The following is an 11,873-nucleotide window of genomic DNA, read 5'->3' as shown; positions in this document are numbered from 1 at the left end:
AGAAAGCCTCCCTGAAGATAGGTAAAACTCTCATTCTCAGAAAAGGGAAAAGCTGATGAAGTCGGTCGGTTTGTAATCCTTCTGCAAACTGTGTAAATTAATAAGTCTATTAACCAAACTAATAAAACAACCATGAAACGTCGCAACTTTCTTCGTTCCGCCATACTGGGGACTGCAAGTACGGCTGTATCCGCAAATGTTTTTGGAGCCGGAAGAGCCTCTTCTTCCCATAAACAGTTTTACGAATTACGGGATTATGAACTGGTTCGTCTCGAAAGGCAGGAGTTCCTCGATCAATATTTTAGGTATGCATTAATTCCGGCACTGAACAGGGCGGGCGTTGAGCATGTGGGTGTTTTTAGGGAGTTGAAGGCCAGATATCCTGCCAGGATGCTTTTGCTAATTCCTTACGATTCCGGTAAAGACTTTTTCAAGGTGAAGGAGGAATTGGCTGAGAATACGATTTTCCAGGAAGCATCGAAAAAGTACAATGCCCTTTCAGTCGATGATTACGTATATTCCCGTTATACGACTTACTTGTTGGAAGCCTTTTCGGGTTTTCCCGAAATAAAAATTCCTTCAGGGGAACCGAAAGTGTTTGAACTGCGCAATTATCAAAGTTACAGTGAAGATGCAGGAAGACGGAAAATAGAGATGTTCAACAGGGAGGAGCTGGCATTATTCAATGAAGTTGGACTTTCTCCTTTGTTTTTTGGTAAAGTATTGGCCGGCGACACCATGCCATCGTTAACTTATATGCTCAGTTTTAACAATATGGAAGAACGAGATGCCCTGTGGAAAAAATTTGGTGAGAGCGAAGGGTGGAAGCAGATGAAAGACAAGCCGGAATATGCTAATACGGTTTCTGAAATTGTCAACCGGTTTTATGAACCACTAAGTTATTCCCAGATATAGGAATGACAGATTCGGATAGAATAAAAATACAAAGGGGAGGTACAAAAAACTTCCTCTTTTTTTGTATCCTTTTGTGGCCTTTCCAGTATGAATGGAAACGAGAGCAAAGTGAATTTTGATTCAATTGAATAGCACGTTCGAATAGGCTAAGCAACGGGAATACTCATCGGATGTAAAAAAATTGAAACAATTGTTAAGTGCTTAACAGAATGAAATAGTACGTATGATATATTGTGTAACTTGAATGCATTGAAGTTTAATTATCCATCCCCAAAAAACTTCCCATTATGATTACAAATCGAGACAAAAGAATGGCTACGACGCTGGCCAGAATTGAGAATTCTATTTACCGCATCCTGAGCGAACCCGAAATCATGACACGGTTGGCAAATTATGGTTACGATTTTGGTGCGGTGCATTCAGCACGTAATCTTCTGGAAGAAGTTATCCGGTTGAATCGTTTGCCGGATAATTATGACGGGAAAGAACGTTTGTTACTTGAATCATTTAAAACAGTAAAAACCGATTTTGAAAGCTTCTATAACCGGCACCGTCAGCTAGTGCAGGAAATGGAAGATGCAGAAGCAAAAGGGATCTGGAGACATACTTATCCGGAACATCCCGATTACGAGAAATGGCTTTCTCAGGCTGACGTTTTTTACGGCTCTTTGATGGAAAACGAATCAATAAAAGAGGCCATGCTGAAAGTTAATGTGCCGGAAAGTGAATTAATACAGGCACGTCATTTAATTGATATTATGCGACAGGTTTTCCGGGAATACCGAAAGCAAAAAGGTTCCGAAATAAAAGAGGTGGTGGATTTGGAGAAAAAAATTCGCGACCTGGAGAACTGGTACGACCGGTTCGTCGAAATCAACCGGATTGCTTTTGAAGGAGAACCCCAGACACTTGAAATACTGGGTATTCCTATTGCAATGAATTAAAGAATAAGTAGTAATCAAACATAAGGTTCGTCTAATGCAGGCGGACCTTTTTTTTGAGGCGTATCGCCCAAAGAATTAAGGCATAATTTTATTTCGGATGTAGGATTCAATCTGTTCGTCGTACAGGCGTCCAATTCTTCTGACGAGCATATTCCCATTGTCAAATTCGTGATGATCGATATGTGAAACGGGCAAAACCTTAACGGATGTTCCCGAAATAAATACCGCATCGAACGTATCCAGCTCCGACAATTTAATCGGTTCTTCACTTATCAGGATGTCGTTTTCGATGCATAAACGAAGAATGACTTTCCGGGTGACGCCCGGCAACACTTGCATTGTAGGAGGAGTGTACAAGCGATTTCCTTTGACGAAAAATATGTTGGAGCGACTTCCTTCGGTGATGTAACCTTCGTGATTGACCAGCAATACTTCATAATACTTCCCATGCGCAATAATTTCATCGGTTCGTTGGCGCAATACCGGGCGGTAGATTTTCGCGTTAGGCAACTCACGCTGAGCCATCAGTGTTCTTAGCCGAACACCTTCGGCAAAGTTCCGGTCTTCCGGATAACGGTGCGGAATAAATGCCAGCGCTGGTTCGGGTACATCCTCTTCCGAACTAACGGTTAACGATAGCCGGATATTTCCTTCCGAAACATCGCTATTACGCAAAAACGAAATCAGCTTTTCCTCCAGTGCGACCGGGCCGGGCAAGTGATGTACTTCGGCCAACCGGGCCGATTGATATAACCGGTTCAGGTGTTCCTCCAGAAAAAGCGGAACTTTCCGGATAACTCGAATTACTTCGTAAAGCTCCACCGGAAAGTTGGATGACATGGGATGATCCTCCGATCGCATTTGCGCCATATTGCGTACATTTATTGAAATGGGAAGTTTAAAAGTACATAATTATTTTGACGTTCCGTCGCCCTTTATTTACAATCCACTGAAGCATCATCTGGGCTGCATTCGGCAGTTCATTACTGACGCAACTGACCATAAACAGGAAGATAAGGAATTAGAGGAAATCCTTTCGGGAATTGGTGCTCCCATGACCGATATTTATTCGGGGACGTTATCAGTGCAGGAACTATTGGATACAGTTTCATCCAGGCTCTTGGAGGAAAGAGCTTTCAACTTGTCATCCTACCGGGAATGGTTGAACAATGCGAAGAGATATCGTTTTTTGCTACTTCCCGATGACTCGAAATGGATATTCATGGAAGGACGAGATACAGACCGCTACATTCATTTTCATCCGGCAAAATACAGCGAGCTTACTTTCCGGGTACGCGGTTCTACACTACGCACCGTAATTGCGGTAAAAATAAAAGGTGCTGAGCAACCGGAAAACTGGTTTAATGTCTCATTCGTAAATGAGATTCGTTCGTCGCTGCTTGGTTTGTCGCCGGTGAAACGCATTGTTCGGGACAGGGGAATCGGGAGATTGATGGAGATGGTATAAACGAAAAAAGCCCGGTCGGTTGAACCAGGCTTTCGTGAGCCGATGACGAGAATTGAACTCGTGACCTCTTCCTTACCAAGGAAGCGCTCTACCCCTGAGCTACATCGGCGAATTGAGCGGGAGACGGGATTCAAACCCGCGACCCTCAGCTTGGAAGGCTGATGCTCTATCAGCTGAGCTACTCCCGCAGATACATATTTTACCAGGCGATAAAAGCCTGTAGCGGGTGAAATCAGTTGAGAAAACTTCCTTTTTTCAACTTTCCGGAAAAACAACCAGTAAAAGAACGTTCAGCATTCATTTGCTGAGCTTCGGTGGGGAGAGCAGGATTCGAACCTACGAAGGCATAAGCCAGCAGATTTACAGTCTGCCCCAGTTGGCCACTTTGGTATCTCCCCGTTGATGTTTTAATTATCCGCTATGTCCCGTTTTTATGGGAATGCAAAGCAAATAAATAAAATGTTACCGACAAAAAAATTAAGAACATAATGCCACAAATAGGGCGTAAAAAAAAGCCTTACTTTCGCTTCGAAAATAGGCTTACGTTATGCACATCATGATGAATCATTGTCGACTTCGAAACATCATCTGTGTGGGGAGAGCAGGATTCGAACCTACGAAGGCATAAGCCAGCAGATTTACAGTCTGCCCCAGTTGGCCACTTTGGTATCTCCCCAACAATCGTATAAAGAACTTTTTTGAGCCGGATGTCAGATTCGAACTGACGACCCCGAGATTACAAATCACGTGCTCTGGCCAACTGAGCTAATCCGGCAAGTGGGTAAGCGATCTACGTCGCACTGCTACAACCGCCTACCCTTGCTGCCTTCCGACCCTGGGGGAATTCAGCAGGAGCTAGTCGCGTAGGACTTACCCGGCGGCAAAAGTAGAAAAAAAAGCATTCGTACCAAACAAAATGGGGGGATTGGGGATGTTTTTTTTTCGCTGCACAGAATAAGGATTTTATTTTCAGTCCGGTATCTGTTTTTTTTTTTTAATGCAACTTTTTGCTGAATGGAGTCCCGTTCGCGCAAAAAGGGTATCTTTGTTTTATGTTTATTGAAAAATCATGATCATGGAAAATCAAAGTAAATCGGTATTTAGTTCAGCCATGTCCTATGGGTTGTATTTAGGACTAGCGCTCATTCTGACGCAGGTAATATTCTACGTAACCGGAAATCCGTTTTCCAAGGTAGCGTCATATATTGTGTATGCATTGCTTTTCGGTGGAATCGGCTGGGGTATGTACCTGTTCCGTGAGAAGAACGGGACTGATGGAATGCCTTACGGCAGAGCCTTGGGACTGGGAACTGCGCAATCGTTTTTTGCATCAATCCTGTTTGGATTTTTTATTTTCATCCTGTATAAATTTATCGATACGGGATTGATTGATAAGCTGTATATCTATACCGAGCAAACCTATTTGGAACATGGCATGTCGGAAGATCAGGTGGAAACCATCATGCAAATGGCTAAGAAGATGATGACACCGGCCATCATGGGTGTTTCGCAAGTCTTTACTTTGACCTTATTCGGATTTATCTTTTCTTTGATTCTTGGAATTTTCTTTAAACGAAATCCCGAAGAACCTTTCGGTGAAGTAGTGGACGAGGAAGAACAGAATTAAAAAGAAAGAGCTTTTGCCAGATGGATATATCGGTTGTAGTCCCTTTATTTAATGAGGAAGAGTCGCTGCCCGAACTGCACGCGTGGATCACAAGGGTGATGAATGAGCATGGTTTTTCATTCGAAGTAGTGTATGTGGATGATGGCAGTAACGATGGCTCGTGGAAATGGATTGAGGAAAAAGCCCGGGAAGATGAACACGCCCGCGGCGTTCGTTTTCGTCGCAATTACGGAAAATCGGCCGCGCTACACACTGCTTTCGAAGAAGTGAGAGGAGATGTGGTGATTACCATGGATGCCGATTTACAGGACAGTCCCGATGAAATCCCGGAACTGTACCGCATGGTTGTTGAAGGCGGATACGATTTGGTTTCGGGTTGGAAGAAGAAACGATACGATCCGATTTCCAAAACACTACCGAGCAAACTCTACAATTTTACTGCCAGCAAAGTAACCGGCATCAAATTGCACGATTTTAACTGTGGTTTGAAAGCGTATCGCAGCAAGGTGGTGAAGAGTATCGAAGTATACGGTGAAATGCACCGCTACATTCCCTACATTGCCAAACAGGCTGGTTTTACACAGATAGGAGAGAAGGTGGTTCAACACCGTGCCCGGAAGTATGGCAAAACCAAATTTGGTTTGAGCCGCTTCATTTACGGCTACCTCGATTTGATGTCCATTTATTTCATTTCCCGCTTTGGGAAACGACCGATGCACCTGTTCGGAACGATGGGAACGTTTATGTTTGTCATCGGTTTCCTGGCATCGTTATGGTTGGGCGGTTACAAGCTGTATTGTGTGGCCAATGGCATACACGCGGCCAAAGTGACTGAGAGTCCGTATTTCTACCTGGCGCTTTCGTTCATGCTTATGGGAACGCAACTTTTCCTGGCCGGCTTTTTGGGCGAACTGATTTCCCGTAGCGCCAGCGAACGAAATGTGTATCTCATCGAAACAAAAACCGATATAGAAGGGAAAGAATCGTAACCGGATTAATCTTTTTATAATCCGAAACAGGATATACAGACATGGGTACCCCGGCTGTATATCCTGTTTTTTGTATTACTTCAGCAGTATTCATAAACCGTATCAGGTCATGCGTTGCTTCTCGTTGTGCATGGCTTGCTACGGGTCCGTTTTGTGTTGCTTCTCGCGTGGCATGGCCTGCTACAGGGTAACCGTGCATTGCTACATGGCAACGGTGCGTTTCTACAGAGCACTTGTGCATTGCTACATGGCAACGATGCGTTGCTACAGGGCGGGCACCTGCTGCTACGGGGATTTTATCTGCTATTTGAGTTGCCTCTCTTATTGAACGTCTATACGTTTCCGGCAACTACTTGCGTCATCGAATCGGGCGATAAATATTGCTGAGCCAAATCCTGAATTTCTGTTGGCGTGATATTCCGGATGGTTTTGATAAGCCGTTCGTAGTATCCGTAAGTTAATCCAAACTCAAAAATGGTTTCAAAGCTTTGCGACATGGCAAATGGGCCATCGAATTCGCGCAAAACACGACCCATCATATAACTGCGGACCATCTCCAGTTCATCTTCCGGAACCAGTTCATTTTGCAACCGTTCCATTTCGTGGTAAATCTGTTTTACCGCATCCGCGGAAACTTCCGTTCCCACTTCCGAGAACGTCAGAAAAATGCCCTGATGTAAAAAGGGAATAGACGAAGAATGCACCGAATATGTGTAGCCTTTGTCTTCCCGGAGATTCTTCATCAGGCGCGAGCCATAAAAGCCACCAAGCAAGGTAATCAGTACTTTTAACGCAGGATAATCCGGATGATTCCGTGTGGGCATCAACCGGCCAATGGCAATGGCATTTTGCGAAGCTCCCTTTTTATGGATGTCGACCTTTTCGGGAGCCGGAAGTTGTAAGTGGCTTATGTCGGGGGCATAATCTGTTGAACCTCCCCATGGTGTACCAAACGATTCTTCCAGAATAGCCAATGTCTCATTGTCCACAAGTCCTGAAGCAATGATATTCATTCGTTCCGAGGTGTAGTGATTCCGGTAGAACTCGTGAGCATGATCGCGGGTGACCTTATCGTACAAATCGAATGAATTGATTGGTGCATACGGATGTTGATTTCCCATAATCTTGCGCAGAAAAGTGCGTTGAGCGGTTATGCTAACGGTTTTCGAGTCGACCAGTGCTTTTTGTTTCCGTTTTTGCCGCAGAATTTCAAATTCATTTTCCGGAAAAACCGAATCTCTGAAAATATCGGCCACAACCGGAAGGAGCGTTGGTAAGTGCTTTTTCAGGCTGAGAAACGAAACGTAGCTGTTATCGTAATACGGACTGGCACTAAATTGTGCTCCGTAAAAATCGAACGTGTCTGCTAACTGCGCAGCGGTTCGTGAAGTAGTACCTTCGTGCAGCATCGATGCTGCCATTACGCTATCAAGCTTGCGTTTATCGTACCAGCTGCCGGCGCGGAATAAAAAATCGAGTTTCACAATCTCCTGCTCACCGCCATGCATCAGGTAAACTGATGAACCGTTGCTCAGCTGATGTTTTTCCGGTTCCAGGAAGTTTATTTTGCCTACCGGAGAAATGTCCGGTTGTTGATTTCTATTGGGGTTTATCATTTTCCGTCTTTCTTCGATAAGTAGTTCAGGGTATTCATGTTTCCTTCGCGGAAGATTTTTCCGGCAACGCGAAGGATATCATCCGGTGTTACTTTACGGTAGTGCTCTACCTGTTCGTTGATTTGAGCAGCATCGCCCAATAGTTCGTAATTGGCCAGCTGGATGGCATTGTCGAGATATCCGACTTCGTGATAGAGCAGATGTGCTTCCACTTTGTTTTTCACTTTCTCCAACTCATAGTCCAGCGGTTTTTCCTGAACCGTTTTTTGTATTTCATCGAGCACGGCCTTTTTGGCCTTGTCAAAACCAATTCCCGGATTCACTCTGCCCACTACCGTGAAAAGGCCGGGATCATTTTCTCCCGAAAGGAAAGCATCCAGTTCGTTGAAAAGTTTTTTCTCCTTCACTAACCTTTGCTGGAATCGGGAAGATTTTCCGTTCGAAAGAATATCAGAAAGCAAATCGGCGGCAAAAAAGTCGTCGGCATCGCGGGCTCCCATATGCCACCCGATGTAGAATGCATCCATCGGAACATCACGCTCCACTGTCAGTTCTCTGTTTTCTGTCTGCTCTGGCTCAGGTTGTCTTGGAGGATTTTTCAATTCCCGGAAGGGAACTTCGCTGAACCATTTTTCGGCCAGTCGGAAAGCGTTATCGGGAACAATATTCCCGGAAAGAACCAGCACCGCGTTGTTGGGGGCGTAGTGATTGTAAAAGAATTGCTTCACCTCGTCCAGGGTCGCCTGAGCAACATGGTCGGGCGTGCTGCCAATGGTTGGCCAGCGGTAAGGATGCACCTTATAGGCCAGGTCACGAATCAAATGCCATACATCGCCGTATGGCTGGTTGAGGTAACGCTGGTTGAACTCTTCGATGACCACTTTTTTCTCCCTACTCAGTATTTCGTTTGTAAAGGCCGGTTCCAGTATACGGTCCGACTCAATCCACATGGCTGTTTCGATATTTTGCGCCGGAAGAGTGATATAGTAATTAGTGAGATCGACTGTAGTAAAGGCGTTGTTCGAACCTCCTGCCTGCTGTACCGGTGTATCGAAGTCGGGTACATGCCGGCTTCCGCCGAAAGTGAGGTGCTCGAACAAGTGCGCGAATCCGGTCCTGTCGGGGTTTTCATGCTTGGAACCCACATTATATGCCACATTAACGGCCGCAAATGGTGTTACTTTATCCTGATGAACAATGACTTTGAGGCCATTGGGAAGTGTATGTTTTTCAAATGAAATCATATACTGTTGTTAAAAAGGTGAATGTTGCTGAAGCGTTTCAAGCGTTTTTCGGTAATCGTTTATCAGCTCTTCCATAATTTCCGACACCGGCTGAATACGGTCGATGATGGAAGAAACCTGGCCGATTTCCAGTTCACCGTCTTCCATATCACCTTCGAAAATTCCTTTCCTGGAACGCCCTTTCCCGAGCAGGGTTCTTAATTCATCTGCATCGTCACAGCGTTCTTCGGCTTGTGAAACCAAATCGAAAAAGTGGTTTTTCATCAAACGAACGGGCGCCAGCTTTTTCAACATGAGCTTGGTGTCTCCTTCAACAGCATCAACCACGCGTTGTTTAAATAGTCGGTGGGCTGAGGATTCTTCCGCTACAGCGAAACGGGAGCCAATCTGAACGCCATCGGCACCCAAAGCCATAGCGGCAACCATCGCTGCGCCTGTTCCAATTCCCCCGGCTGCAATCAGCGGAAGTTTCGTCGCTCTCCGCACGGCCGGAATCAAGGTCATGGTGGTGGTTTCCTCGCGACCATTATGACCACCAGCTTCAAAACCTTCAGCAACGACTGCATCTACACCGGCTTCTTCCGCCTTTAAGGCAAATTTGGCCGAGGATACCACATGAACTACCGTCATCCCATGTTCTTTCAGGAACGGGGTCCATTTTTTGGGGTTTCCCGCTGAGGTAAACACAATCTCCACTTTCTCACGAATCAGTATGTCCATGACTTTATCCATCTCGGGATAGAGCAGGGGAACATTTACACCAAACGGTTTAGATGTGGCTTTTCGGGCCTTCCGGATATGCTCTTCCAATGTGTCGGGGTGCATCGATCCAGCTCCGATGATGCCTAATCCGCCATGGTTACTTACCGCGGAGGCCAGACGCCAGCCGGAACACCAAACCATGCCTGCCTGAATGATGGGAAATTCGATGTTGAAGAGTTCGCCTATTTTATTTTGTGCCATATTTTTCTGAATAAAAAGGTAAAGATAGCTTATTCAAACCTCCCTCAAATGTATTGTGAAAAGTATTATGAAGGACGAATTCATAGCAACACTTTCTCGGCATGAAAGGTTTTGTTTTCGTAACTTGACTTGTCAATTCGAAGCTAAAATCTGTCAATTCGAAGATGAGAAGAAGGAGGTGAATGTAGCGAGTCTGCATACCGTTTTCGTCGTCGCGTATGACTGTCAGGAGGTTGTATGAGTCCGGTTAAAATGTTGAACTTACTGGTTTTTTCTTACTTTTATGGCGCTTTCAGAACAGGAAAATATAGCAGATAGGAATAGCATGTCGTACCTGAATACCCCATTGGCCCGATTTCATAAGTGGAGGCTGACTCATATAAAACCGGGAACCTTTATTATCATGCTCAGTATTGTGGTGGGCATTGGTGGTGGTTTTTCCGCAGTGATTATTAAAAATTCGGTTTGGTTCATTGATGGACTACTAGACAATTTCATTCCAGAAAAGATTCATACCTACTTCAATTTCATATTCCCCATCTTCGGTCTTTCGCTTACGGTTCTTGTTATCAAATATGTGGTAAAGAGGCCGGTTCGACACGGGATTCCCAATGTACTGTATTCCCTCTCACAGCGTAACGGGAAAATCAGGCGGCACAACATGTTTTCGTCTATTATCACCAGTTCGCTAACAGTTGGATTTGGTGGTTCGGTTGGATTGGAGGGACCAACGGTGGCAACAGGTGCAGCCATTGGGTCGAATCTGGCTATTCTGTTTCACCTGGAGTACAAACAGATAATGCTGATGTTGGGATGTGCCTCGGCGGCTGCCATGGCAGCTATCTTCAAAGCTCCCATCACAGCCATCGTTTTTGCAGTTGAGGTGATCATGATTGATTTGACTTCCTTTTCCCTGATTCCGTTGCTGGTTTCATCCATAACAGCTGTGATCACATCTTATTTCTTCCTGGGGCAGGATGTATTGTATCCTTTTAAGTTTCAGGCAACCTTCACTCATGGTGATCTTCCCTGGTATATTTTACTGGGCGTTGTAACAGGTTTGGTTTCAGCTTACTTTTCCAAAATTTACCGGCTCATCAGTAAATGGTTCGATGGAATGTCGAGTGAATGGAAGCGATTGTTAATCGGTGGAGTGCTGTTGGGAGTAATTGTTTTTCTTTTTCCTCCTCTATTTGGTGAAGGCTATAACCCAATTAACAGCTGTCTCCAGGGACATATGGGGTATCTCTACGATAATTCCCTTTTCGACTTCATGCGTGGAAACATTTACTCCGTATTTGTTTTCATCATCCTACTGATATTGGTGAAGATTTTTGCAACCAGTATTACTTTCGGGGCTGGAGGTGTTGGAGGTATTTTCGCGCCGACGCTATTCATGGGAGTGCATACCGGAATGTTATTCGCTCTTTTTCTGAATACCACTGGAATTCATGTGGTGAATGAAAATACATTTGCCCTCATCGCAATGGCGGGGCTGATTGCCGGAGTGCTGCACGCACCGTTAACCGGAATATTCCTGATTGCCGAATTGACCGGCGGATACAAAATGTTTGTTCCGCTGATGATTGTGGCGTCGGTGTCGTACCTGACAGTTCGTTTGTTCGTGAAAAATTCGGTTTATACATACCAGTTGGCTCAACGCAAAGAGTTGTTTACACACGACAAGAACAAAGCGGTATTGTCGATGATGAAGGTAAACAAACTGATTGAAACCGATTTCAAACCGGTGAATGCGGACGCCAGCCTTGGCGATTTGGTGAAAATTATTGAAGTTTCGCACCGGAATATTTTCCCTGTAGTGGATAATGAAAATCATATGCGGGGCATGCTGAAGATGGATGATGTACGCCACCTTATTTTCCGGCCGGATAAATACGAGAAGGTCAAGGTGAAGGATTTGATGTACATGCCTGAATTTTATGTCTCCAGTAACGACTCAATGCAGGAGGTAGCCGATAAGTTCCATTCGTGTGGTCGGTATAACCTGGCGGTGATTGATGAAGGTAAATATGTGGGATTCATTTCGCGGGCAAGAGTGTTTTCTGCTTACCAGAAAATGTTAAGACACTTTTCGCACGATTAAACC

Annotated in this window: 10 protein-coding genes, 5 tRNA genes and 1 other RNA gene; 6 read left to right on the top strand and 10 right to left on the bottom strand. The window is 44.9% G+C overall.

Features of this window, described 5'->3' with window-relative positions:
• The first annotated feature begins 132 nt into the window (after positions 1-132).
• Both T426_RS0121725 and T426_RS0121720 read left to right on the top strand, forming a co-directional pair.
• Positions 133-915: an NIPSNAP family protein gene (locus tag T426_RS0121725; protein WP_027586279.1), complete on the top strand. Its 783-nt coding sequence runs from the start codon at positions 133-135 to the stop codon at positions 913-915.
• A gap of 287 nt (positions 916-1,202) precedes the next feature.
• Entirely contained in the window at positions 1,203-1,859 is a 657-nt protein-coding gene (locus T426_RS0121720; protein ID WP_027586278.1) for a PQLLE family protein, read from the top strand.
• 75 nt (positions 1,860-1,934) lie between these two features.
• On the opposite strand, the gene T426_RS0121715 is transcribed toward T426_RS0121720, so the two are convergent.
• Positions 1,935-2,729 (bottom strand): aminotransferase class IV, encoded by a 795-nt coding sequence (locus T426_RS0121715; RefSeq protein WP_027586277.1) that lies wholly within the window; start codon positions 2,727-2,729, stop codon positions 1,935-1,937.
• A 19-nt stretch (positions 2,730-2,748) separates the two neighbouring features.
• On the opposite strand from T426_RS0121715, the gene T426_RS0121710 reads away from it, so the two are divergent.
• On the top strand, positions 2,749-3,327 hold the full coding sequence (locus T426_RS0121710) for a hypothetical protein (RefSeq protein WP_025863601.1): 579 nt from the start codon (positions 2,749-2,751) through the stop codon (positions 3,325-3,327).
• 37 nt (positions 3,328-3,364) lie between these two features.
• Here T426_RS0121710 and T426_RS0121705 read toward each other — a convergent pair.
• From T426_RS0121705 to ffs, 6 genes are all read right to left on the bottom strand, one after another.
• A tRNA-Thr gene (locus T426_RS0121705) sits at positions 3,365-3,436 on the bottom strand.
• A 6-nt stretch (positions 3,437-3,442) separates the two neighbouring features.
• Positions 3,443-3,515: transfer RNA gene (locus T426_RS0121700), tRNA-Gly, on the bottom strand.
• Positions 3,516-3,642: 127 nt separating this feature from the next.
• Positions 3,643-3,725 (bottom strand) — tRNA-Tyr (locus T426_RS0121695).
• Between the two features lie 195 nt (positions 3,726-3,920).
• Positions 3,921-4,003 (bottom strand) — tRNA-Tyr (locus T426_RS0121690).
• Positions 4,004-4,028: 25 nt separating this feature from the next.
• A tRNA-Thr gene (locus T426_RS0121685) sits at positions 4,029-4,102 on the bottom strand.
• Positions 4,103-4,109: 7 nt separating this feature from the next.
• Positions 4,110-4,203: signal recognition particle sRNA small type (gene ffs / locus T426_RS25660), an RNA gene on the bottom strand.
• 199 nt (positions 4,204-4,402) lie between these two features.
• Between ffs and T426_RS0121680 the strand changes: the two genes are divergently transcribed.
• Complete coding sequence (locus T426_RS0121680; RefSeq protein WP_159103298.1) at positions 4,403-4,954, top strand: DUF4199 domain-containing protein; 552 nt, start codon at positions 4,403-4,405, stop codon at positions 4,952-4,954.
• Between the two features lie 20 nt (positions 4,955-4,974).
• Complete coding sequence (locus tag T426_RS0121675) at positions 4,975-5,943, top strand: glycosyltransferase family 2 protein (protein WP_025863603.1); 969 nt, start codon at positions 4,975-4,977, stop codon at positions 5,941-5,943.
• A 332-nt stretch (positions 5,944-6,275) separates the two neighbouring features.
• Here T426_RS0121675 and T426_RS0121670 read toward each other — a convergent pair whose 3' ends face one another.
• From T426_RS0121670 to T426_RS0121660, 3 genes are read right to left on the bottom strand one after another with little or no spacing between them, the layout of a single operon-like run.
• Positions 6,276-7,559, bottom strand: a complete 1,284-nt coding sequence (locus T426_RS0121670; RefSeq protein ID WP_025863604.1) for a M16 family metallopeptidase — start codon at positions 7,557-7,559, stop codon at positions 6,276-6,278.
• Entirely contained in the window at positions 7,556-8,803 is a 1,248-nt protein-coding gene (locus tag T426_RS0121665) for a M16 family metallopeptidase (RefSeq protein ID WP_027586276.1), read from the bottom strand. The genes T426_RS0121670 and T426_RS0121665 overlap by 4 nt, the downstream gene beginning before the upstream one ends.
• Before the next feature lie 9 nt (positions 8,804-8,812).
• Complete coding sequence (locus T426_RS0121660) at positions 8,813-9,766, bottom strand: NAD(P)H-dependent flavin oxidoreductase (RefSeq protein ID WP_027586275.1); 954 nt, start codon at positions 9,764-9,766, stop codon at positions 8,813-8,815.
• Between the two features lie 325 nt (positions 9,767-10,091).
• On the opposite strand from T426_RS0121660, the gene T426_RS0121650 reads away from it, so the two are divergent.
• Positions 10,092-11,870 carry a chloride channel protein gene (locus T426_RS0121650; RefSeq protein ID WP_025863605.1) on the top strand — a complete coding sequence of 593 codons (1,779 nt, stop codon included), beginning with the start codon at positions 10,092-10,094 and terminating at the stop codon, positions 11,868-11,870.
• The last annotated feature ends 3 nt before the right edge of the window (positions 11,871-11,873 follow it).

Source organism: Prolixibacter bellariivorans ATCC BAA-1284, from assembly GCF_000621705.1.
Lineage (GTDB): Bacteria > Bacteroidota > Bacteroidia > Bacteroidales > Prolixibacteraceae > Prolixibacter > Prolixibacter bellariivorans.
This window is presented reverse-complemented; position numbering and strand designations above follow the sequence as displayed.

Excerpts from the sequence above, each read along its gene's own strand:
- T426_RS0121670 (WP_025863604.1), bottom strand. The coding sequence starts at position 7,559 with ATGATAAACCCCAATAGAAATCAACAACCGGACATTTCTCCGGTAGGC.
- T426_RS0121675 (WP_025863603.1), top strand. The coding sequence starts at position 4,975 with ATGGATATATCGGTTGTAGTCCCTTTATTTAATGAGGAAGAGTCGCTG.
- T426_RS0121720 (WP_027586278.1), top strand. The coding sequence starts at position 1,203 with ATGATTACAAATCGAGACAAAAGAATGGCTACGACGCTGGCCAGAATT.
- T426_RS0121715 (WP_027586277.1), bottom strand. The coding sequence starts at position 2,729 with ATGGCGCAAATGCGATCGGAGGATCATCCCATGTCATCCAACTTTCCG.
- T426_RS0121725 (WP_027586279.1), top strand. The coding sequence starts at position 133 with ATGAAACGTCGCAACTTTCTTCGTTCCGCCATACTGGGGACTGCAAGT.
- T426_RS0121660 (WP_027586275.1), bottom strand. The coding sequence starts at position 9,766 with ATGGCACAAAATAAAATAGGCGAACTCTTCAACATCGAATTTCCCATC.
- T426_RS0121665 (WP_027586276.1), bottom strand. The coding sequence starts at position 8,803 with ATGATTTCATTTGAAAAACATACACTTCCCAATGGCCTCAAAGTCATT.
- T426_RS0121680 (WP_159103298.1), top strand. The coding sequence starts at position 4,403 with ATGGAAAATCAAAGTAAATCGGTATTTAGTTCAGCCATGTCCTATGGG.
- T426_RS0121710 (WP_025863601.1), top strand. The coding sequence starts at position 2,749 with ATGGGAAGTTTAAAAGTACATAATTATTTTGACGTTCCGTCGCCCTTT.
- T426_RS0121650 (WP_025863605.1), top strand. The coding sequence starts at position 10,092 with ATGTCGTACCTGAATACCCCATTGGCCCGATTTCATAAGTGGAGGCTG.